Origin of the sequence: Saccharopolyspora endophytica, assembly GCF_018070075.1 — a bacterium.
Taxonomy (GTDB): domain Bacteria; phylum Actinomycetota; class Actinomycetes; order Mycobacteriales; family Pseudonocardiaceae; genus Saccharopolyspora; species Saccharopolyspora endophytica.
The window spans coordinates 180650-202662 of the sequence record NZ_JAGPXE010000010.1 but is presented as its reverse complement, the minus strand read 5'-3'; the positions used below and the strand labels follow the sequence as shown (position 1 = coordinate 202662).

Genomic DNA, 22013 nt, shown 5'->3' with positions numbered 1-22013 from the left:
AACGGGCCACTACGGCGATTCGCTCGCGAGGCCCGACGCGGCCCGAGTTCGTTCGGCGCACGGCGGGCCCGAGATGGCCCGGCCGATGCGCTGACCGCCCCAGCCCAGGGCCAGGACGTAGGCCAGCGAGAGGCCCGCCACCACCGCCGAAGCGGCGGGCCAGAGCCAGTCCGGGACGCTGGGAGCCGCTTCGCGGCGCAGCAGCTGGTACTCCGGCAGCGCGTCGCGGGTGAAGTGCGACGGCGCCGGGACGCCGGGCTTGTTCCGCGCGTGGTCGGCGGGCAGGTACACGGGCATCGCGAGGATCGCGCGGCCGGAGTGCAGCCGGATGATCGTCTTCCACGGCCCCTCCAGCGGCATCGCCTGGTTGGTGCGGAAGAGACCGGGCTCCACCTCGGTGAGCCGGTCGACGTGCAGCGAACCGCCGTGCCAGCCGGTGATGGTCAGCCAGGTCGGGTGCTTGGCGATCGGGGCGGGCTCGATGCGCACCACGGCCTGCTTCGTGCGCTCGTCGACGGCCACGCTGGCGCGCACGCCGTCCGGCGAGGTGCCGACCAGCCCGTTGACGACGGCGACCGCGATCCCGGTGACCGCCAGTCCGAACAGGGCGTTGCGCGTGCGCGCGGGCGGCAGCTCACCGCGCAGCGCCCGCACCAGCAGCGCGCCGAGCAGGCCGCCGCAGACGCCGCCGGTCAGCGACATCAGCACGCCTTCCGGCAGCATGTCCGGCGACCACGGCAGCCGGTAGGCCGCGGCGGTCCACAGGTATTCGCTGGTGTAGCCGATGGTTCCGATCAGGAGTCCGGAGAACACGCCCAGCGCCAGCGGTCGCCGGGCCAGGGCGATCGCGGCCAGCTCCACGCACAGCGCCTCGACCACGTACATCGGGATCGCCGCGACCGGTCCTTCGAGCACCGGCCCGACGAGCAGGGTGATGCCGCCGCGGGTGAGCACGAACAGCGCGACCGCGAGCATCGCGCCGCCGGGCCCGACCCACAGCCGCGCGGCGACCAGCGCGCACCCGGCGGAGACAGCGATCAGCAGCGGCTGGAAGACCATCCGGAACTGCGGGACGCCGAAGTCCCACTCCGCCTGGAAGACCGACAGCCCGACCAGCAGCGCCCCGCAGAGCAGGCCGCGTCGGACGTAGAGGGCGCGCATCGTCTCGGCGCGGCCGGTGCGCACGAACCTGCCCTCGCGCTCCAGCAGCGTCATGGCCACCAGCGACAGCGAGACGCCGCCGATGACCATCAGCCGCGCGGGCCCCCACAGCGTGACGTCCTGGCCGAAGAGCCGCTGCCACACGGCGTCGAGCGGGAATCCCAGCAGCGAGAAGAAACCGGCGAGACCCAGCAGGAGTCCGCTGGTGGGCGCTTCCCAGCACTTGGTGATGCGCAGGGCGGCGCGGCCCGGGTGCTCGCCGACGGGCAGCACCATCGCGAGCGTGCCGGCGACGCAGAGACCGAAGATCCCGAACAGGATCGGGTAGTGCGCGATGTTGGACAGCGGTCCGGATCCGCGGCCCTGCGTGATGCGCAGCGCGATGTCCCAGTAGAGGCCGAGCAGCGTCACCAGCAGCGAGGTCAGCGCCAACCGCAGCGGGAGCGCGGCCCAGCCGGGTAGTCCTCGGAACAGCCAGGAGTGCTCGGATCGTTCGGCGAGGCGGGCGAGCACCGTGATCTTCCCGGTGCGGTGGCCGTATCCCAGCACGATCAGCAGTGCGGCCAGCAGCCCGGCACTTCCCGCGGCGATGAGGATCTGGACCAGGTTCGCGCCGTCCGTCGGGGCAGGGCCCGACAGCTGCTGGATGAACGAGGTCATGCCGTGATCGAACACTAAACCTTCGACAATGTCAGGCCGTACTGTGACATTCAACGTTGTCAGAGTGCCGGTTCACCCGAACGGTGGAATCTTTGGGTGAACCTTCCACCCCGCAGAATCCACGACACGCCGACTTCTTCAAGCGTCAAGTCTTGTGGCTCCCAGTCCGGAGCACAAGACTCTCGGTCGGTTCCCGAACTATTGTGATCTGATCCTGTTGACTGCGAGGCAGCTTTGAGCATTCTCGGCACCCGGGTCCAACGTGTCGAAGACCCACGCCTTCTCACAGTCGGCGGCACCTACGTGGACGACCTGCGTGAACCCGCCCTGCAGGGCGCACTGCACGTCCTCTTCGTCCGCAGCCCGCTGGCGAACGCCACCATCACCGAAGTGGACGTCGAGGAAGCCAAGTCGGCTCCCGGCGTGCACGGGGTCTTCACGGCCGACGACGTCGACCTCCCGCCGTACCCCTCGGGCGGCAGCCTCTCCGGCCCCACCCCGCCCGGCATGGACCGACCCCACCTGGCCAAGGGCGTGGTCCGCTACGTCGGCGAGCCGGTCGTGGCGGTCGTCGCCGAAACCCTGGGCCAGGCCCAGGACGCGGCCGAAATGGTCTCGATCGACTACGACCCGCTCGACGCGTTGATCGACCTCGACGAGGCGCTGGCCGACGAGAAGCTGGTGTTCCCGGAAGCGGGCACCAACGTCATCGGCACCGCCGGTGAACTCGACGACTCGCTGTTCGCCGACTGCGAGGTCGTCGTCAGCAAGCAGATCCTCAACCAGCGCGTCGCCGCGGCCTCGCTGGAAGGCCGTTCGGCGGCCTGCGCGTGGGAGGGCGAGAAGGTCACCTTCTGGCTGTCCAACCAGAACGCGCAGTCCTGCCGCGACGAGCTGATGGCCAACCTCGGCCTGCCGCAGGAGAAGCTGCGGGTGATCACGCCCGACGTCGGTGGCGGTTTCGGTGCCAAGATCGGCTCCGAGCAGGAGGCCGCGCTGCTGTCGCTGGTGTCCAAGCAGGTCGGCAAGCCGGTCAAGTGGGTGGAGACCCGCAGCGAGAACCTGGTGGCGATGACCCACGGCCGCGCGCAGCGGCACGTGGTCACCATCGGCGGCCGGCGCGACGGAACGGTCCAGGCCTACCGGCTGGAGATCGTGCAGGACGTGGGCGCCTACCCGCGGATGGGCGCGTTCCTGCCGGTTTTCACGCAGATGATGGCCAGCGGCGTCTACGACATCCCCAAGGTCGAGTCGCGGGCGCAGACGGTCGTCACCAACACCACGCCGATCGGCGCCTACCGCGGTGCCGGACGCCCGGAGGCCACCGCCGCGATCGAGCGCGCGATCGACCTGTTCGCCGCCGAGATCGGTGCCGACCCGGCCGACGTGCGACGCGCGAACCTGGTGAAGCCGGAGCAGTTCCCGTACCAGACGCCGGGCGGGATGCTCTACGACTCCGGCGAGTACATCAAGGGCCTCGACTCGGTCCTGGACGCCGCCGACTACGCCTCGCTGCGCGAGGAGCAGGCCAAGCGGCGCGCGGACGGCGCCACCAAGCAGCTGGGCATCGGCCTGGCCAGCTACGTGGAGATCACCGCGCCGAACAACACCGAGGGCGAGACCGGGCACGTCGAGATCCGCCCGGACGGCAGCGCTCTGGTGCTCACCGGCAGTTCGGCGCACGGCCAGGGCCACTGGACGACGTTCGCGATGCTGGTGTCCGAGCAGCTGGGCATCGACCTGGACAAGATCGAGGTCGTGCACGGCGACACCGACCTGATCCCCAAGGGCGTCGGGACGATGGGCTCGCGATCGCTGCAGCTGGGCGGCACCGCGGTGCACCGCGCCGCCGTCGACGTCAAGGACAAGGCCCGCAAGCTGGCCGCCGAGATGATCGAGAGCGACGAGGCCGACATCGAGCTCACCGACGGCACGTGGCAGGTGCGCGGCGCCCCCAACGTCACGGTGTCGTGGGCCGAACTGGCGCAGAAGGCCGAGGACGGCCTGGCCGCCGACGTGCACTTCGTGGAGGACCGGCCGACGTTCCCGTTCGGCAGCCACCTCGCGGTGGTCGAGGTCGACGTGGAGACCGGCAAGGTCGACTACCTGCGGCACATCACGGTCGACGACGCCGGCGTGATCGTCAATCCGATCCTCACCGAGGGCCAGCGGCACGGCGGCATCGCGCAGGGCGCGGCGCAGGCGCTGCTGGAGGAGGTCTCCTACGACTCCGACGGAAACCCGCAGAACGCCAGCTTCGCCGACTACGCGATCATCACCGCCGCCGAGCTGCCGAGCTTCGAGCTGCTGACGATGGAAACGCCCACCACGCTGAACCCGCTGGGCGCCAAGGGGATCGGCGAGGCCGGGACCATCGGCGCCACCCCCGCGGTGCAGAACGCGGTGGTGGACGCCTTGTCCCACCTGGGTGTTCGGCACATCGACATGCCGACCACGCCCGAACGGGTGTGGCAGTCCATCAACCAGGCATAGACAACCCGCTGATCTTGTTCAGGTAGTGCACCTGAGAAGCGTTGAGGAGTTCCTTCGTGCAAGTTTCGATCAACGTCAACGGCGAGCAGCGGAGCCACGAGGTCGAGGACCGCACCCTGCTCGTCCAGTACCTGCGCGACGACTGCGAGCTGACCGGCACCAACGTCGGCTGCGACACCACGTCCTGCGGCGCGTGCACGGTGCTGCTCGACGGCGAGTCGGTCAAGTCCTGCACCGTGCTCGCCGCGCAGGCCGAGGGCAGTGAGGTCACCACCATCGAGGGCCTGTCGGACGGCGAGCAGCTGCACCCGATGCAGCGCGCGTTCCAGACCCACCACGGCCTGCAGTGCGGTTACTGCACGCCCGGCATGGTGATGGCCTCGGTGTCGCTGGTCGAGGAGAACCCGGACCCGACCGAGGCCGAGGTCCGGTCCGGTCTGGAGGGCAACCTCTGCCGCTGCACCGGTTACCACAACATCGTTCAAGCCGTGCTCGACGCGGCCAAGGAGAAGCAGGGGGCCGCGGAATGATTCCTGCCGCCTTCACCTACAAGCGCGCCACCACGGTCGACGAGGCGCTGAACCTGCTCGCCGAGCACGGCGACGACGCGAAGCTGCTGGCCGGCGGGCATTCGCTGCTGCCGCTGATGAAGCTGCGGCTGGCGGTGCCGGAGGTCGTCATCGACGTCGGCGGCCTGCGCGACCTGTCCTACATCCGCGAGGAGGGTTCGCAGATCCGCATCGGTGCCCTGACCAGGCACCACGACATCGAGCACTCGGACCTGCTCAAGCGCGAGACCCCGCTGCTGGCCCACGCCGCGGGCACCATCGGCGACCCGCAGGTCCGCCACCGCGGCACCATCGGCGGTTCGCTGGTCCACGGCGACCCGGCCTCGGACCTGCCTGCAGTCGCGCTCGCGCTGGACGCGGTCCTGGTCGCCCAGGGCCCGTCGGGCACCCGCGAGATCGCGATCACGGACTTCTTCACCGACTTCTTCGAGACCTCGCTCGGCGAGGACGAGCTGCTGGTGGAGATCCGGATCGAGAAGAACTCCGCGCAGGGCTGGGACTTCCAGAAGTTCACCAAGCGCGCCATCGACTGGGCGGTCGTCGGCGTGGCCGTCGCGGGCCCCCGCGTCGCCCTGGTCAACATGGGCCCCACCCCGATGCGCGCGGCAGGCGTCGAGGAAGCACTGGCCTCGGGCGCCAACCCCGCCGAAGCAGCGGAACGCGCGGCCGAGAACACCTCTCCCCCGGACCAGCCCACGGCCAGCGCGGACTACCGCCGCCACCTGGCCAAGGTCCTCGTCCGAAGAGCCCTCGAAGCCGCAGACACCCGAGCAGGCTGACCACCACCCCGAAGGGCGCCTCCGAAACCCACCGGAGGCGCCCTTCGGCGTCTGCGCACAACATGTGCGCCCACACCGCCTCACCTCGCCCACGGATGACCGGATTACGCCGGTAATCCGGTACCCGAATACGGCCGTAATCCGGGTTGGTGGTGACCGGGAGGTCCGGGTGTTCGGGATCGCTCTGGGGGTCGGCTTGGTCGAAGGATGTTGACTCGCTGCGGAAATCCGGCTTCGGGTCCGGGTGCGGGTTAGCGTGGGGTGGTGGGTGGTCGGGTTCGGGTCGGGACTTCCGGGTGGGTGTACGGGCCTTGGCGGGGGCCGTTCTACCCGGAGGGGTTGCGGCGTGCCGACGAGCTGGGGTTCCTGGCCGCGCGGATGAGCAGCGTGGAGCTCAACGGGTCGTTCTACTCGTTGCAGCGGCCCGAGAGCTACCGGCGGTGGGCCGAGCAGACTCCTGACGACTTCGTGTTCTCGGTGAAGGGCAGCCGATACATCACCCACATGAAGCGGCTGCGCGGTGTCGAGACGGCGTTGGCGAACTTCCTGGCCTCCGGCGTGCTGGCGCTGGGCGGCAAGCTCGGCCCGATGCTGTGGCAGCTGCCCCCGTCGCTGCGCTTCGAGCAGGAGCGGTTGGTGGAGTTCTTCTCGCTGCTTCCGCGCAGCACCGCGCAGGCGGCCGACCTCGCCGCGCGGCACGACGAGCGGTTGGACGGCCGGGCGCTCACCGAGACCGACGCGGACCGGCCGATGCGCCACGCCCTGGAAGTCCGGCACTCCAGCTTCGCCACCGCCGAGTCCGTCGCACTGCTGCGGGAGCACGACATCGCCCTGGTGGTGGCCGATGCGGCCGGGAGCTGGCCGCATCTGGAAGACGTCACGAGCGACTTCGTCTACCTGCGATTCCACGGCGCCGAGGAGCTCTACGCCAGCGGCTACGGCGACGACGACCTCGCCCGCTGGGCGCGGTTGATCGACGCCTGGCGCCGGGGCGACTCACCCACCACCCACCACACCATCGCCGACCCGGCCCCGGCGGCCGAAACTCGCGACGTCTACGCCTATTTCGACAACGACATCAAGGCCCACGCTCCGCACGACGCCATCGCCCTCACCGCCCTCCTCTGACGCACCGACACCCCTCCCCCGCCGGGATGACCGGGTGGGTCAGGGCGTCCAGTGGATGACTGTGGCGTCGTCGTGGTGCTTGGCTCTTCTCGGTGGAGTGCCGTCGGTTTCGGCTTGGCGGACCTCGGCGAGGAGGCTGGCCGGGCCTTCTGCGTCGAGGAGGTCGAGGAGGCCGGGCCAGTCGGTGAGGGCGAAGTGGTCGACGTGGCGGGAGGCCCCGTCGGTGAGCAGCGCCGCCCTGCGGAACGGGGGTGTCGTGCCGGTGACGGCGTGGTGGGCGGCTTCGGGAACCGTTGAGGCGACCCAGAACCCGTCCCGGGAGTTGCGGAGGTCGGCCACCGCTTCGCGGGTGTAGCTGGGGAGGCGGTCGATGCGCCCGTCGACGATCGGGCGGACCTCGCCGTCGACGTCGAGGACCAGCGGGCTGTCGGCCAGGACCAGGTGTTCCGCCTGGTCGCGGAGCCTCAGCAGCGTCACCGTCGAGGACGGGCTGTTCGGGTTGGTGAGGTCGCAGGTGTCGGCGTGGGCCCGGCGGACGCGGTCGATCGCCTCGGCCAGGACGTCGGTGAGCGCGTCATCGCTGGTCGTGAGCAGTTCGGCGAGCGCCCCGCCGAGACGCCGGACGAGCCAGACGACGTCGTGCACGCAGCCGCTGTCGACGCCGGCCGGAGCGGTGGCGCCGTCGAGGACGAACGCCCAGTCGGGACCGATCGCGAAGTGATCCTCGTTGCGGTGGCCCGGGGCCGCGATGGTCGCCGCCGTCGCGGGCATCTACTCGCCGCGCTGCGGTAGCCGGTGCAACGCCTCGACCAGCGGAGCGAGCTCGGGGACCTGCTCGGCCTCCGCGAGCGCCCTCTCCAGGATCTCGTCGTGGGTGGGCCTGGCCTTGTCCAGCAGCGCGCGACCGTCGTCGGTGAGCTCGGTGTAGATGCCGCGGCGGTCGTCGCGGCACAGCACCCGGGTCAGCAGCATCCGGTCTTCGAGTCTGCTGACCAGGCGCGTCGTGGCGCTGCCGCTGAGAGCCGTGGCGCGGCCGAGCTGCTGCATCCGCATGTGCCAGCCGTCCTGCCTGCTCAGCGCGTCGAGCACGGTGTACTCGACCACCGACAGGCCGTGGTCGGCCTGCAGCGCCTTCTCCAGCGCGGTCTCGATCCTGCCGTGCAGGGCTGCGAGCGTGCGCCAGCCGCGCGCCCGGATCTCCACCGCGTCGTCGGCGATCCCCACTGCACACCTCCCTGCCGGTGACGTCCGCCTCGTCCCCACTGTAGCCGTTTGCGCCGATATAGCGCGCGTGCAACTATTTATGACGCGCATGCAACTACCTGCGCACGCTATCTACCCACACATGCACTTAAGGAGCGTACGGGGATGCCCGTTGCACTCGTGGCCCTCGCACTCGGCGGGTTCGGCATCGGCCTGACCGAGTTCGTCATCATGGGCCTGCTCCCGGAGGTGGCAGGCGACTTCGACGTCAGCATCCCGGTCGCCGGCTACCTGATCTCCGGGTACGCGCTGGCCGTGGCGGTCGGGGCGATCTTCCTGACCGCCGCCGTCACCAGCCTTCCGCGCAAGAAGGTCCTGGTCTCGCTGATGTTCCTGTTCATCGCGGGCAACCTGCTCTCGGCCGTCGCCCCGGTCTACGAGCTGATGCTGGCCGGCCGGATCCTCGCCGCGCTGACCCACGGCACCTTCTTCGGCATCGGCTCGGTGGTCGCCGCCGCGCTGGTCCCGCCGAACCGCAAGGCCGGCGCTGTCGCCATCATGTTCACCGGCCTGACCACCGCGAACGTCCTGGGCGTCCCGCTGGGCACGTTCCTGGGGCAGGCGCTGGGGTGGCGCTCGACCTTCTGGGCGATCACCGCGATCGGACTGGTCGCGCTGGTCGGCATCCAGCTGCTGGTGCCGGGCGCGAAGGTCGACGCCGACGTGGCCCCGACGCGGCTGCGGGCCGAGCTCACCGCGCTGCGACACCCGCAGGTGTGGTGGACCGTGGCGATCACGATCCTGGCCTTCGGCGGCATGTTCGGCGCCTTCACCTACATCGCGCCGCTGGTCACCGAGGTCTCCGGCTTCGCGGCGGGCACCGTGCCGTGGCTGATGCTCGTGTTCGGCGTGGGCCTGTTCGCGGGCAACCTGTTCGGCGCGCGGATGGCCGACCGCAACCTCGACGCGACGATGCTGGTGCTGCTGATCGGCCTGACCGTCGTGATGGCGGCCTTCGGGCTCCTCGCCGGGTTCAAGGTGATCACCGTCGTGGCGATCCTGCTGATGGGCGGCTTCGGCTTCGGCACCGTGCCGCCGCTGCAGACCCGGGTGATGACCTACGGAGGCGACGCGCCGACGATGGCCTCGGCCATCAACATCGCGGCGTTCAACGTGGGCAACGCGCTCGGCGCGTGGCTCGGCGGCCTGACCATCGCGGCCGGGCTCGGCTTCACCTCACCGCTGTGGGTCGGCGCCGCGCTGGCCGCCGTCAGCGTCGTCCTGATGGCCACCGCAGCGGCGACCAAGCCGGAAAGGCGCTCGGACACCGCGATTCCGACCCCGGTCGGCTGATCCGCGCCGGTGGCGCCGCTTCGCCCGCGGCGCCACCGGCGGACCGGATCAGTAGTCGTCTTCGGGGAAGAACATCTCCTCGAGGTGGTCGGCCGTCTCGGCGACGAAGTTCAGCGGGTCGACGAACTCGTTGATGTCGAGGTTGAGCAGCGGGACGGCGTGCCGGAGCACGACGTGCTCGCCGATGACCACCGCGCCGCACACCACCGAGGTCTGGCCCAGCTCGTCGAGGAGCTTGTGCAGGTCGACCTGGTCGGCTCGGCCGATCACCGAGACCACCTGGACCCAGTCCTCGGAATCGTCGAGCCGCTCGCGGGCGACGATGACGATCTGGCTGCGGTCGTCCTCGTACTCGACGAGGATCCGGATCTCCTCCTCGCTGGACTCGATGATCCGGTACTCGGGTTCTTCCTCCAGCTCCTCGTCGTCATCGTCCTCCGGAGCCGGCCGGTACTCCGTGCGGATGAACGTGCTCAGGTCTTCCCAGGTCGCCACGTGGCCCTCCCAGCAACGGCGCGCGCATGTCGCGGCGAAGTGTAGGGGATCTTCCGCGGCCTCAGGGAGGTTTCGCCGACGGTGATCGAAAAACGGTCCGACGGGCTCCGCCTACGACGATGACCTGCGACTACCCAAGTCCTTTGTGGGCTCACCAGTTGTTCGTGTTTCCCCTCCGGCCGACCCGCTCCTAGCGTCGGGATCGGGAGTCGATGACGAGGAGGGACGATGGTTTCGAACGGTGTGCGGGACGCGGTCGTGCTGGTCGGCGGAGGCGCGAAGAACCTCGGCGGCCTGCTGTCGCGGACGCTCGCGGAGGACGGCGCGAAGATCGTCGTGCACTACCACAGCGAGTCCTCGGCGCCCGACGCCGAGAAGACCGTGCGCGCGGTGCAGGAAGCCGGCAGCCAGGCCGTCGCGGTGCAGGCCGACCTGACCGCGGTCGCCGACGTGCGGCGGCTCTTCGACACGGCGGTGGACACCTTCGGCGGTCTCGACATCGCGGTGAACACGACGGGGATGGTGCTGCGGAAGCCGATCCTGGAGACCTCGGAGGAGGAGTTCGACCGGATGTTCGCGGTCAACGCGAAGGCCGGCTACTTCTTCATCCAGGAGGCCGGACGGCGCCTCAACGACGGCGGCAAGATCATCAGCCTGGGAACGTCGCTGCTGGCGGCCTTCACCGACGGCTACTCCACCTACGCCGGCGGCAAGGCTCCGCTGGAGCACTTCACCCGGGCCGCCGCCAAGGAGTTCGCCGATCGCGGGATCTCGGTGAACGTGGTCGCGCCGGGCCCGATGGACACCCCGTTCTTCTACCCGCAGGAGACGCCGGAGCGCGTCGAGTTCCACAAGTCCCAGGCGCTGGGCGGTCAGCTGACCAAGATCGAGGACATCGTCCCGATCATCCGGCACCTGGCCACCGAGGGCTGGTGGTTCACCGGGCAGACGCTGTTCCCCAACGGCGGCTACACCACTCGCTGACCGAGGGCGAGCGGGAGCCGGCGTGGACGCGGAGGGGGCGTCCACGCCGGCTCATCGGGGCAACGGCCTGCGCACGTCGTCGACCTGGGGATACGGTCGGCACGTGCGCTGCAACCCGATTCGCTCGGCGGTCCGATCCCGATGACGCTCGACCTGAACAAGCTCGGTCACCTCATCGCGGTCGCGGAAGAGGGCGGCTTCACGCGGGCGGCACGACGCCTGCACCTGTCCCAGCAAGCGCTGTCCACCTCGATCCGCGCGCTGGAGCGCGAAGTGGGCGTGGAGCTGCTCGACCGCGCCGGTGCGAAGCTGACCGTCCTGCCCGCCGGTGAGGCGCTGATCGCCGACGCGAGGCTGCTGCACGGCGCCGCCCGGTCGGCGCTGCTGCGCGCCCGGCGGATCGGGCGCGGCGAGGCCGACGTGCTGCGGATCGGCCACACCCCCGCGGTCACCGGGGACGAGGTGACCGCGCTGCTGCACCGGGTGCACGACGTGCAGCCCGAGCTGTCCACGCAGGTCAACCAGCGCTACCCGGGCGAGCTCACCGACGGGCTGGTGGCCGGGGAGCTCGACCTCGGGCTGTGCCGCGGCATGACGCCCGACCGCGGGCTGGTCGCCACCACGCTGGCGCAGCACCGGCTCCGGGTGGCGGTGGCCGCCGATCACCGGCTCGCGCGGCGCGATTCGGTCGAGCTCTGGGAGCTCGCCGACGAGACGATCGTGGTGTGGGGCCTGCCGGGACGTTCCGGCTACACCGACCTGCTGATCGAGTGCTGCCGCCAGGCCGGTTTCGAACCGGACATCCGGCGCAATCCCATCCAGGGCACGCCTCCGGTCACCGCGGTGCAGGGCACCGGCGATCTCGCGCTGGTCACCGCGGCCGCGGGACCGGCCGCGGGCGGCACCGTCCGGGTGCTCGACCTGCTCCCGCCCACATTCGTGCCGCTGCACGCGCTGTGGCCGCAGCACACCAATTCGCCTGCGCGCGAAGACTTCCTGGCCGCCGCCACCGAGGCGTGACGCCCGCATCGGTTCCACTGTGGATCTTGTGAAAGTTTCGGCGCCACAAGGCTTCACGTCCGATCGGACCATCAAACCGCACTGCGAACGGATGATTGACCGGACGTTCACCACTCCCGTACCGTCCCGAACGATGTCCGACTGGTCGAACATCGTTCGCGACAACGACGGAGATGGGAACCATGGCACTGGCAGCGGACGACCTCAGGTTGTCGATGAACTGGATGGACACGCTCATCCTGGTCATCTACTTCGCCGTGGTCCTCGGCATCGCGCTGGCCGCGCGCCGCAGCGTCAGCAACAGCCTTGACTTCTTCCTGGCAGGCAGGGCGCTGCCAGCGTGGGTCACGGGCTTGGCGTTCGTCTCGGCCAACCTCGGAGCAACCGAGATCCTGGGCATGGCCGCCAACGGCGCGCAGTACGGCGCCTACACGGTGCACTGGTACTGGATCGGCGCGATCCCGGCCATGGTGTTCCTCGGCCTGGTGATGATGCCCTTCTACTACAACTCGAAGGTGCGCAGCGTTCCCGAGTTCCTGCTGCTGCGGTTCAGCCGCTCGTCACACCTGCTCAGCGCGGTCATCTTCGCGGTCGCCTCGGTGCTGATCGCCGGGGTGAACCTCTACGCGCTGGCGATCGTGCTCAAGGCGCTGCTGGGCTGGCCGCTGCCGATCTCGATCCTGCTGGCCGGGATCTTCGTGCTCGCCTACATCGTCATCGGCGGGCTGTCCTCGGCGATCTACAACGAGGTGCTGCAGTTCTTCGTGATCGTCGCCGCGCTGATCCCGCTGACCGTGCTCGGCCTGGTCCGGGTCGGCGGCATCGACGGGCTGATCGAGAAGGTCACCTCGCAGCAGGGCGAGATGTTCCTGTCCACCTGGGCCGGAACGGGTTTCGGCGAGACCAACCCGCTGGGCACCAACTGGCTGACCATCACCCTCGGCCTCGGTTTCGCGATCTCCTTCGGCTACTGGACGACGAACTTCGCCGAGGTGCAGCGATCCCTGTCGGCCAAGAACCTCTCGGCCGCGCGCAGGACCCCGCTGATCGCGGCGTTCCCGAAGATCTTCATCCCGCTGATCGTGGTGCTGCCGGGCATCATCGCGATGGTCATCGAGCCGACGATCGGCAAGACCGGTGGTTACGACTACAACGACGCGATCCCGATCCTGATGCGCGACCTGCTGCCCAACGGCGTGCTCGGACTCGCGGTCACGGGCCTGATGGCCTCGTTCATGGCGGGCATGGCGGCCAACGTGTCGAGCTTCAACACGGTGTTCACCACCGACATCTGGCGCGCCTACATCAAGCCGCACATGCCCGACGGGCACTACCTGAAGGTGGGCCGGGCGATCACCGCGATCGGCGTGGTCATCGGCATGGGCACGGCGTTCCTGGCGGCGTCGTTCAGCAACATCATGAACTACATGCAGACGTTGTTCGCGTTCTTCAACGTCCCGCTGTTCGCGACGTTCATCCTGGCCCTGTTCTGGAAGCGGATGACCGCCAAGGCCGGGTTCTGGGGCCTGCTGCTGGGAACCGCGGCACCGATCGCGTTCTACTTCTCCTACCAGGCCGGCATCGTGGAGATGGGCTCCGACCAGGACGCGAACATGACGGCATCGATGATCGCCTTCGCGGTCGACCTGCTGGTCAGCGTCCCGATCGCGCTGGCGACCAAGCCGAAGCCCGCCGCCGAGCTCGAAGGGCTGGTCTACAGCCGGGCCTCCGCCCGGGACAAGGGAGTCGTGGCCGCCGGTGACGACGCGTGGTACCGCAAGCCGGCCGTTCTCGGCTGGAGCGCGCTGATCCTGTCCGCCCTCTGCTACATCCCGTTCACCCTCTAGGAGCCCGCGATGGCCGAGAAACCGCGCGAAGAAACCGAGATCGCCCACCACGCAGCCGAGATCGACGACCTGGAGCGCAAGTCAGGCACGGCGTCGCAGCTCTTCGACGTCCGAACGGTGATCGGCGGCCTGTTCCTCGTCTACGGCCTGCTCATCAGCGCCGCCGGGATCTCCCCCGACGCCGCCGAGCTCGACAAGGCGCAGGGCATCAACATCAACCTGTGGACCGGGTTGTCGATGCTGGTCGTCGGCGCGCTGTTCATCCTCTGGCTGCGGCTGCGACCGCTGCAGGCGCCGTCGAAGGAGTAGCCGACCGCGAGACCGAGGCCGTCACCGTCCTCGCCCGACCGTTGACTCTCATCGTGGGTTGATGTTCATAATGTGAGCCGCTGCTCGTCAGCGCAGTGCAACGGCGCACGACGGAACGGACCCACATGTCAGACACGGCAATCCTGATCAACACGGGCGTGGCGGTGGCGGCCATCGTGCTGCTCATCGTCAGGTTCAAGCTCAACCCGGTGATCGCGCTGGTCCTGGGCGCCTGCTACCTGGGGCTCTCCACCGGACTCGGCGTGGAGAAGACGGTCGACGCGATCACCACCGGGTTCGGCGACATCATGGCCGAGATCGGCCTGCTGGTCGCCTTCGGCGTGCTGATCGGCGCCGTGCTGCGCGATCTGCGGGCCATCGACCGGCTGGTGGAGCTGCTGCTGCGCAGCTTCGGCCCCGACCGGTTGCCGCACGCGATGGGACTGACCATCGCGACCTTCCTGCAGTCCATCTTCCTGGACGTGCTGCTGATCATCTCCGCGCCGCTGGCCAGGGCGATCGCCCCGAAGCTCGGCCGCTACGGCACCGCGAGGATGGCCACCGCCCTGGCCATCTCGCTGGAGTGCGGCATCGTGTTCACCGTTCCCGGGGTCGGCGCGCTGGCGCTCGCCGGGCTGCTGCACGTGCCGCTGGGCACCTACCTGCTCTACGGGCTGGTCGTGATCATCCCGACCGTGGCGATCTCGATCTCGCTGATGACCTTCGTGCTCACCCGGGGCTGGTGGAAGCCCGAGCTCGACGAGCTGCCCGCCACCACCCCGGACGAGCCGGTCCGCACCGAAGGACCCGGAGCGATGGTCGCGCCGGAGACCGGAAAGCAGGCGCCGCTGCTGCTGGCGTTCGGCCCGCTGCTGGCCGCCCTGCTGCTCATCGCCGCCGGTGCCCTCGCCGACGCGGTGGACCTGCACAACCCCGTGCTGGCGCTGCTGTCGGACCCGGTCGTCGCCCTGCTGCTCGGCCTGGTCGGCACCTGCCTGGTCGGCCACCGCCACCTGGGCCAGTCCGCGCTGGACGCCTCGCTGAGCCGCGGATTGCGGGACAGCGGCCAGATCCTGCTGCTCAACGGCGTCGGCGGCTGCCTCGCCGGAGTCATCGACCAGGCCGGTCTCGGCGACATCCTGGGCAAGTTCTTCTCCGCCAACACCTTCGCCCCGCTGCTCGTGGTCTGGCTGATGGCCGCGGTCCTGCACGTGGCGGTCGGCTCGGTGACCATCTCGGCGATCACCGCCGCCGGTCTGCTCGCTCCGCTGGCTCCCGTCCTGGGCGTCAACCCGGTGCTCATCGCGCTGGCCGCGGGAGCCGGTTCGCTGTTCATGGTGCACCTGACCAGCAACACCTTCTGGTTGCTGCAGTCGTTGCTCGGCCAGACGACCCGGGGCGCCCTCAAGACCTGCTCGGTCGGCGTGTCCGTCGCCTCGGTGGTGGCCATGGGACCCGTCCTGGCGCTCAGCCTCGTTCTGTAGAACCACCTTTCGCGAAGAGGGAAGCAATGGGCAACGACAGCACCCGGTATCCGCTGGAGGGCGTGCGCGTCCTCGAACTGGGCAACTACATCGCCGCGCCGACGGCCGGCCGGATGTTGGCCGACTTCGGCGCCGAAGTGATCAAGGTCGAGCGGCCGGGCACCGGCGACGAGCTGCGCGGCTGGCGGCTGCACGGCGGCTCCACGTCGATGTTCTTCCACACCATCAACCGGAACAAGAAGTCCGTGGTCCTGGACCTGCGCAGCGACGAGGGAAGAGCGACGGTTCTGGAGCTGGTCCGGCACTGCGACGTGGTCCTGGAGAACTTCCGCCCCGGCACGCTGGAGAAGTGGGGTCTGGGACCGGAGGCGCTGGAAGCCGCCAACCCCGACGTGGTGCTGGCCCGCATCTCCGGGTTCGGCCAGACCGGGCCGCACTCGCAGCGACCGGGGTTCGCCGCGGTCGCCGAGGCCATGGGCGGCATGCGGGAGCTCGTCGGCGAGGCCGACCGGCCGCCCTCGCGGGTCGGGGTGTCCATCGGGGACTCCATCGCCGGGCTGCACGCGGCCTTCGGGATCGTCGTCTCGCTGCTGGAGCGCAGGTCGGGCCGCGGAACCGGAACGCCGCTGGCCGACCGGGTCGTCGACATCGCCCTGCACGAGGCGGTCTTCTCGATGATGGAGTCGCTGGTCCCCGACCACCTCGCCCACGGGGTGCGGCGGCAGCGCGTCGGCGGCCGGATGGAGGGCATCGCGCCCACCAACGCCTACCCGTGCGGTGACGGCAGCAGCGTGGTCATCGCGGGCAACGGCGATTCCATCTTCCGCCGCTACATGCAGGCGATCGGACGTCCCGACCTGGCCGAAGACCCGGACCTGGCGACCAACGCCGGGCGCTGGGCGCGCCGCGACGAGCTGGACCGGGCCATCGGCGACTGGACCTCGGCCCGCTCCCGCGACGACGTGCTGGCCGCCCTGGACGAGGCGGGCGTGCCGGCGGGCCCGATCTACACCGCGGCCGACATCTGCGAGGACGAGCAGTACCGGGCGCGGGACATGATCCAGGACATGCGGGTGGACACCGGCGGCGACGAGCCGGTCGACGTCGGCTTCCCCGGGGTCGTGCCGGTCATCGGCCGCACCTCGCTGCCGCTGCGCACGCCCGGCCCCGAGCTCGGTGAGCACACCGCGGAGGTGCTCGGTTCGCTGCTGGGCACGACGTCCGAGAACACCGAGGAGCGGAGATGACGCACGGATTCCGGCCCCAGGCCACCCTGCGGGACGTGACGCTGCGGGACGGCCTGCAGCTCACCGGCAAGCAGCTGTCCACCGAGCGCAAGGTCTCGATCGTCCGGGAGCTGCTGGCCCTGGGCGTGCCGAGCGTCGAGGTCGGTTCGCTGGCCCGCCCCGACCTCGTCCCCTCGATGGCCAACACGCTGGAGGTCGTCGAGGCGCTCACCGCCGAGGAGCGGGCGCACTGCTGGGTGTGGGTGGCGACGCCGCGCCACGTGGAGCGGGCCGCCGCTGCCGGGGCCGTCAACTTCCAGTACTGCCTGTCGGCCTCGGACGCGCACAACCGGGCCAACATCGGACGGTCCACTGAGGACAGCATGGCCGCGATGCCGCGCGCCGTGGAGCTGAGCCGGGAGGCGGGCGGCCGGATCCAGCTGTGCATCGCCACCGCGTTCACCTGCCCCTTCGACGGCTACGTGCCCGAGCAGCGGGTGCTGGACATCGCCGCCGATCCGCGCGCTGACGGCGCCGCCGACGTCGTCCTGGCCGACACCCTGGGACAGGCCGTTCCCGCGCAGGTCAGCAGCCTGATCACGCAGGTCGCCGAGCGCACCCCGCAGCGCCGGATCGTCTACCACGGGCACGACACGTGGGGGCTGGGCGTGGCCAACACGCTCGCCGCCGTCCAGGCCGGGGCCGACGAGGTCGACGGGGCGCTGGGCGGTCTCGGCGGCTGCCCGTTCGCGCCCGGTGCCAGCGGCAACGCCGCCACCGAGGACCTGCTGTTCGCGCTGCGCCCGGACTGGCTGAGCACCGAGGTCTTCGCCCGGCTGGTCGCGCTGTCCGGAGGAGTGCTCGACGAGCTCGGCGAGCCCAACCGCTCCCGCGCCGCGCAGGGCTCCCGGTCCAGCGCCACCGCGTTCCCGTGGGCGCTGGGGACGGAGGAGAGCTGCCGGTGAGAGGTCAGCGCGGGAGCCGACCGCCGAGCGCGCGCGTGATGCGCTCGGCGTGCTCGATCACCACGTCGACCCACGCCTCGCACCGCTCGTAGGGCATCCGCAGCGTCGGTCCGTGCACCATCACCGCGCCCAGGAGTTCGGCGCTCGCGTCGAAAACCGGTGCGGCCAGGCCGGAAGCGCCGTCGACCCGCTCGCCGACCGTGATCGCGTAACCGTCGGCCGCGGTCTTCTTGATGAGCCGGGCGAGCTCGTCCCGGTCGGTCACGGTGCTCTCGGTCAGCTGCGGAAGCTCTTCGGCCAGCGCGCGCTCGGCCGATGCGGGCCCCCACGCGAGCAGGACCCGGCCCGCCGAACCGACCGTGATCGGCGCGATGCTGCCGACCGAGACCTCCCGGCGCAGCGCGTGGCGGGTCTCGGCGACCGCCACGCACACCCGGTGCGTTCCCTCGGCGCGGAAGAAGCACGCGGTCTCGCCGGTGATGTCGCGGAGGTCCTTGAGGACCGGGTTCACCACGCCCAGCACGTCCAGGTCCTTGCCGGCCGCCGCTCCCCAGTAGGCCATCCGGACGCCGATGCGGAACCGGTCCTCCGCGCGGTCCAGGAACCCGTGCGCGACGAGGTTGGTCACCAGCCGCTGCACCGTGGACTGCGGCAACCCGGTGCTCTGCTGGATCTCCCGCAGGGTCAGCTCGGGACGGCTCAGCGTGAAGGCGTTGAGGATCTCGGCGATCTTGCCCAAGACCAGCAGCGGCCGCTGCGCCGCACCGCCCGAATCGCGTTCCTCCGGCATGTCCCGAAGATACGGCAGACGCGGTCGCTCGTTCCGGGAAGACCGGACGCGCGGTTGGTGCTTTCGGTTGATCTCGGTTTCCCGGCCGTCGATCACCGGGTACCGCCTCGGGCGAGGGAAGGAGACGTCCGATGACATCGTTGCTGACGTTCCTGATCGCCGGAATCCTCCTGGTCGCCGTGGACGGGCACCTGCTGCGCCGCAGCGGGACCGCCTACCTCCGCGAGCTCGGGGACAACGCGGGGCCGCTGAACCAGCTGGTGACCGTCGTGTTCCACCTGGCGACGCTCGGCCTGGTCGCGCTCATCGCGATCCTGCCGATGGACCTGGGCGGCGAGCCCAAGACGGTGGTCGGCCGGATCGGCGTGCTGCTGCTGGTGCTGGCCGCGGCGCACGCCCTGACGATCTGGACCTTCGGCCGCATCCGCGCTCGCCACGAGTCCGAAGTGCTCACGGCCGAAGTCGCGCGGCGGAGCTGAACGGCGTCAGGCCGGGTCGCCGCGCTCGCCGAACCAGTGGGCGAGGCGACCTCGGCGGCTGACCGCGCGGAGCCTGTTCTCGGTGGCCTGGCGCTGGGCGACCGTGGTGACGATGAACAGCTCGTCGCCGGTTTCGATGCCGGTCTCAGGGCTGGGGACGAAGGTGTGCCGGTCCCGGATGATCAGGGTGACGACGCCGGGCTCCGGCAACCGGAGCTCGCGGACCGTGACCGCGTGCATGGCCGAGTCCGGCGGCACCGACATCGACAGCAGCTCCGCGTCGAGGACGTCCAGCGGGGCTGCCTCGACCTGGACCTCCCGCGTCGCCTCGCGCGGCAGGATGCCCAGCCACCGGGCCAACGGCCGCAGGCTCGGGCCCTGCACGACGGTGAACACCATGACCAGCACGAACACGATGTCCAGCAACCGCTGGCTGTTCGGGACGCCCTGCACGACGGGGAAGGTGGCGAGCACGATCGGCACCGCGCCGCGCAGGCCCGCCCAGGACAGGAACGCCTGCTCCCGCAACGGCACCCGGAACCAGATCAGCGACAGCACCACCGCCAGCGGTCGCGCGAGCAGCAGGAGCACCAGCCCGACGACCAGCGCCGGGATGATCTCCACCGTCAGGCTGCTGGGCGTGACCAGCAGGCCGAGCAGCACGAACAGCCCGATCTGGGCGAGCCAGGCGAGCCCTTCGGCGAACGACCGGGTCGCCGAGCGGTGCGGGAGCCCGCTGTTGGCCAGCACCACCCCGCACAGGTAGGCGGCGATGAATCCGCTGGCGTGCACGGCGCCGGACCCGGCGAAGGCGACGAACCCGAGCCCGAACGAGGCCAGCGGGTACAGCCCGGACGCGGGCAGGGCGATGCGCGGCAGCACCACGGCGCCCAGGAAGCCGACGCCGAGCCCGAGCAGCGTTCCAACGCCCAGCTGGTACCCGAGGCTCGCCACGACGTGGCCCGGCGAGAACACCAGCGGGGTCACGCTGAACAGCAGCACCAGGATCACCGTGGGCGCGTCGTTGAATCCCGACTCGGCCTCCAGCAGTCCGGCCACGCGCCGGGGCAGCGGCAGCACCCGCAGCACCGAGAACACCGCCGCCGAGTCCGTCGAGGACACGATCGCGCCGAGCAGCAGCGCCAGCTGCCAGTCGAAGCCCAGCAGGAAGTGCGCCCCCGCGGCGGTGACGACGAGGCTGATTCCGATGCCGACGGTGGCCAGGATTCCGGCGGGTGCCACGAGTTTTCGCACGTCCGACCACTTCGTGGTCAGACCGCCTTCGACGAGGATCACCGCCAGCGCCGTCGTGCCCAGGTTGCGGGCCAGCTCGGCGTCGTCGAAGTCGATGCCGAGCCCGTCCTCGCCGAGCACCACGCCCAGCGCGAGGAACAGCAGCAGGCTGGGCAGTCCCGCCCCGCGCGCGACGCGGGTGCCCACGACACCCGCCAGCAGCACCAAGGCACCGGCGAGCAGCGCCCAGTACAGCTGCTCCAACGACATGTGACCCCCGCTACACAATCGGCCAGTGATACTAGTCAATCGCTTCACCGGCCACCGGAAACGGGCTCCTCAACCATCCCCGGCGCGCGAAAGCAAGCAAGCCGTGATCGACCTCTCTGGCGCGATGACACCGGGGCACGTTATTTTACTCGCCAGTAGGTAATGCCCGGCCGAAGCCGGCCGATTGGAGACGCACCGTGTCAAACGCCCATCGGGGACAGGCTGGCGGCGCCCGGAAGCGCGACGCCATGGGCCTCGGCCTCGCTGCCCTGACCAAGATCGCCAGCGCGCCGATCATCGACAAGTTCGGGCTGCGCAAGCAGTTCGAGACCCTGGTGCAGTCCGGCACCAGGACCGGCTTCAAGGCCGCAGGCGCCGCGACCAGGTCCTTCAAGAAGATCCAGGGCCACAACAAGCCCGCGCGGCTGACCCCCGCCCCGGCCAAGGACCTCTTCGACCTCGAACCCGACGAAGAGCAGTCGCTCATCGCCGAGACGGTCCGGGAGTTCGCCGCCGAGCAGCTGCGGCCCGTCGCCGTGGACGCCGACGCCGAGCTCGCCCCGCCGGCCGACCTGCTGGAGCGCTCCGCCGAGCTGGGGCTCAGCGCGGTCGGCATCCCCGAGTCCCTCGGCGGCATCGGCACCGAACGCTCCGCGGTCACCAACGTGCTGGTCACCGAAGCCCTCGCGCACGGCGACATGGGCCTGGCCATCTCGGTGCTCGCGCCCTCGGCCGTCTCGACCGCGCTCACGCTGTGGGGCGACGAGGACCAACAGGCCACCTACCTGCCCGCCTTCGCCGGCGAGAACGTGCCCGCCGCCGCGCTGGCGCTGCAGGAGCACGTCGCGCTCGGCGACCCGCTCAAGCCCAGCACCACCGCCAAGCGCACGCCGAAGGGCTACCAGCTCACCGGCGTGAAGTCGCTGGTCCCGCGCGCCGCGCAGGCCGAGCTGTTCATCATCTCGGCGAACCTCGACGGAAGCCCCGCGCTGTTCCTCGTGGAGTCCTCCACCTCCGGGCTGTCCGTCGAAGCCGAACCGGCCATGGGCCTGCGCTCGGCGGCGACCGGCAAGGTGCACCTGGACCAGGTCGACGTCCCGGTGACGGCGCTGCTCGGCGAGGGCAAGCTCGACGTGTTCACCGACCTCGTCCGGCTCTCCCGGCTGGCCTGGGCCGCGCTCGCGGCCGGCACCGGCAAGGCCGTGCTCGACTACGTCATCCCCTACGTCAACGAGCGCACCGCGTTCGGCGAGCCGATCAGCCACCGCCAGGCCGTGGCCTTCAGCGTCGCCGACATCGGCATCGAGCTGGAGAGCATCCGGCTGACCACGCTGCGCGCCGCCGCGCGCGCCGAGCAGGGCAAGCCGTTCGCCCGCGAAGCCGCCCTGGCCCGGAAGCTGGCCACCGACAAGGGAATGCTCATCGGCAACGCGGGTGTGCAGCTGCTCGGCGGCCACGGCTACACCAAGGAACACCCCGTGGAGCGCTGGTACCGCGACCTGCGGGCCATCGGCGTGATGGAAGGCGCGGTCCTCGTCTGAGGACCTTCGAGACGCGAAGGACTC

Annotated in this window: 20 protein-coding genes; 14 read left to right on the top strand and 6 right to left on the bottom strand. The window is 70.3% G+C overall.

What is annotated here, in order from left to right; genetic code table 11:
- Positions 1 to 9 precede the first annotated feature (9 nt).
- Positions 10 to 1821, bottom strand: a complete 1812-nt coding sequence (locus tag KBO27_RS22955; RefSeq protein WP_210971945.1) for a hypothetical protein — start codon at positions 1819 to 1821, stop codon at positions 10 to 12.
- Positions 1822 to 2055: 234 nt separating this feature from the next.
- Between KBO27_RS22955 and KBO27_RS22950 the strand changes: the two genes are divergently transcribed.
- From KBO27_RS22950 to KBO27_RS22935, 4 genes are all read left to right on the top strand, one after another.
- Positions 2056 to 4314 carry a xanthine dehydrogenase family protein molybdopterin-binding subunit gene (locus KBO27_RS22950; RefSeq protein WP_210971944.1) on the top strand — a complete coding sequence of 753 codons (2259 nt, stop codon included), beginning with the start codon at positions 2056 to 2058 and terminating at the stop codon, positions 4312 to 4314.
- 56 nt (positions 4315 to 4370) lie between these two features.
- A complete protein-coding gene (locus KBO27_RS22945) occupies positions 4371 to 4844 on the top strand; it encodes a (2Fe-2S)-binding protein (RefSeq protein ID WP_210971943.1) in 474 nt (157 codons plus the stop codon).
- Positions 4841 to 5662: an FAD binding domain-containing protein gene (locus tag KBO27_RS22940; protein ID WP_210971942.1), complete on the top strand. Its 822-nt coding sequence runs from the start codon at positions 4841 to 4843 to the stop codon at positions 5660 to 5662. The genes KBO27_RS22945 and KBO27_RS22940 overlap by 4 nt, the downstream gene beginning before the upstream one ends.
- 264 nt (positions 5663 to 5926) lie before the next feature.
- A complete protein-coding gene (locus KBO27_RS22935) occupies positions 5927 to 6790 on the top strand; it encodes a DUF72 domain-containing protein (protein WP_307870554.1) in 864 nt (287 codons plus the stop codon).
- Between the two features lie 39 nt (positions 6791 to 6829).
- Here the strand turns inward: KBO27_RS22935 and KBO27_RS22930 are convergent, their stop codons facing one another.
- A complete protein-coding gene (locus KBO27_RS22930) occupies positions 6830 to 7561 on the bottom strand; it encodes a protein phosphatase 2C domain-containing protein (RefSeq protein WP_210971940.1) in 732 nt (243 codons plus the stop codon).
- Positions 7562 to 8014, bottom strand: coding sequence for a MarR family winged helix-turn-helix transcriptional regulator (locus KBO27_RS22925; RefSeq protein ID WP_210971939.1), 453 nt, complete (start codon positions 8012 to 8014; stop codon positions 7562 to 7564).
- Between the two features lie 144 nt (positions 8015 to 8158).
- Between KBO27_RS22925 and KBO27_RS22920 the strand changes: the two genes are divergently transcribed.
- A complete protein-coding gene (locus KBO27_RS22920) occupies positions 8159 to 9346 on the top strand; it encodes an MFS transporter (protein WP_210971938.1) in 1188 nt (395 codons plus the stop codon).
- Between the two features lie 48 nt (positions 9347 to 9394).
- Here the strand turns inward: KBO27_RS22920 and KBO27_RS22915 are convergent, their stop codons facing one another.
- Positions 9395 to 9841, bottom strand: coding sequence for a hypothetical protein (locus tag KBO27_RS22915; protein ID WP_210971937.1), 447 nt, complete (start codon positions 9839 to 9841; stop codon positions 9395 to 9397).
- Between the two features lie 228 nt (positions 9842 to 10069).
- On the opposite strand from KBO27_RS22915, the gene KBO27_RS22910 reads away from it, so the two are divergent.
- From KBO27_RS22910 to KBO27_RS22880, 7 genes are all read left to right on the top strand, one after another.
- Positions 10070 to 10825, top strand: coding sequence for an SDR family oxidoreductase (locus tag KBO27_RS22910; protein ID WP_210971936.1), 756 nt, complete (start codon positions 10070 to 10072; stop codon positions 10823 to 10825).
- Between the two features lie 141 nt (positions 10826 to 10966).
- The gene (locus KBO27_RS22905) at positions 10967 to 11845 is read left to right on the top strand and encodes a LysR family transcriptional regulator (protein ID WP_210971935.1); all 879 of its coding nucleotides are present in this window, start codon (positions 10967 to 10969) and stop codon (positions 11843 to 11845) included.
- Positions 11846 to 12027: 182 nt separating this feature from the next.
- Positions 12028 to 13692, top strand: coding sequence for a sodium:solute symporter family protein (locus KBO27_RS22900; protein WP_210971934.1), 1665 nt, complete (start codon positions 12028 to 12030; stop codon positions 13690 to 13692).
- A 9-nt stretch (positions 13693 to 13701) separates the two neighbouring features.
- The gene (locus KBO27_RS22895) at positions 13702 to 14001 is read left to right on the top strand and encodes a hypothetical protein (RefSeq protein WP_132673046.1); all 300 of its coding nucleotides are present in this window, start codon (positions 13702 to 13704) and stop codon (positions 13999 to 14001) included.
- A 125-nt stretch (positions 14002 to 14126) separates the two neighbouring features.
- Positions 14127 to 15485, top strand: coding sequence for a GntP family permease (locus KBO27_RS22890; RefSeq protein ID WP_210971933.1), 1359 nt, complete (start codon positions 14127 to 14129; stop codon positions 15483 to 15485).
- Positions 15486 to 15511: 26 nt separating this feature from the next.
- On the top strand, positions 15512 to 16732 hold the full coding sequence (locus tag KBO27_RS22885) for a CaiB/BaiF CoA transferase family protein (protein WP_210971932.1): 1221 nt from the start codon (positions 15512 to 15514) through the stop codon (positions 16730 to 16732).
- Entirely contained in the window at positions 16729 to 17676 is a 948-nt protein-coding gene (locus KBO27_RS22880; RefSeq protein WP_210971931.1) for a hydroxymethylglutaryl-CoA lyase, read from the top strand. The genes KBO27_RS22885 and KBO27_RS22880 overlap by 4 nt, the downstream gene beginning before the upstream one ends.
- 4 nt (positions 17677 to 17680) lie before the next feature.
- Here KBO27_RS22880 and KBO27_RS22875 read toward each other — a convergent pair whose 3' ends face one another.
- On the bottom strand, positions 17681 to 18466 hold the full coding sequence (locus KBO27_RS22875) for an IclR family transcriptional regulator (protein WP_210971930.1): 786 nt from the start codon (positions 18464 to 18466) through the stop codon (positions 17681 to 17683).
- A 131-nt stretch (positions 18467 to 18597) separates the two neighbouring features.
- On the opposite strand from KBO27_RS22875, the gene KBO27_RS22870 reads away from it, so the two are divergent.
- On the top strand, positions 18598 to 18945 hold the full coding sequence (locus KBO27_RS22870; protein WP_210971929.1) for a hypothetical protein: 348 nt from the start codon (positions 18598 to 18600) through the stop codon (positions 18943 to 18945).
- 6 nt (positions 18946 to 18951) lie between these two features.
- Here KBO27_RS22870 and KBO27_RS22865 read toward each other — a convergent pair whose 3' ends face one another.
- Positions 18952 to 20442 (bottom strand): potassium/proton antiporter, encoded by a 1491-nt coding sequence (locus tag KBO27_RS22865; protein ID WP_372448869.1) that lies wholly within the window; start codon positions 20440 to 20442, stop codon positions 18952 to 18954.
- Positions 20443 to 20696: 254 nt separating this feature from the next.
- Between KBO27_RS22865 and KBO27_RS22860 the strand changes: the two genes are divergently transcribed.
- Complete coding sequence (locus KBO27_RS22860; protein WP_210972046.1) at positions 20697 to 21989, top strand: acyl-CoA dehydrogenase family protein; 1293 nt, start codon at positions 20697 to 20699, stop codon at positions 21987 to 21989.
- The last annotated feature ends 24 nt before the right edge of the window (positions 21990 to 22013 follow it).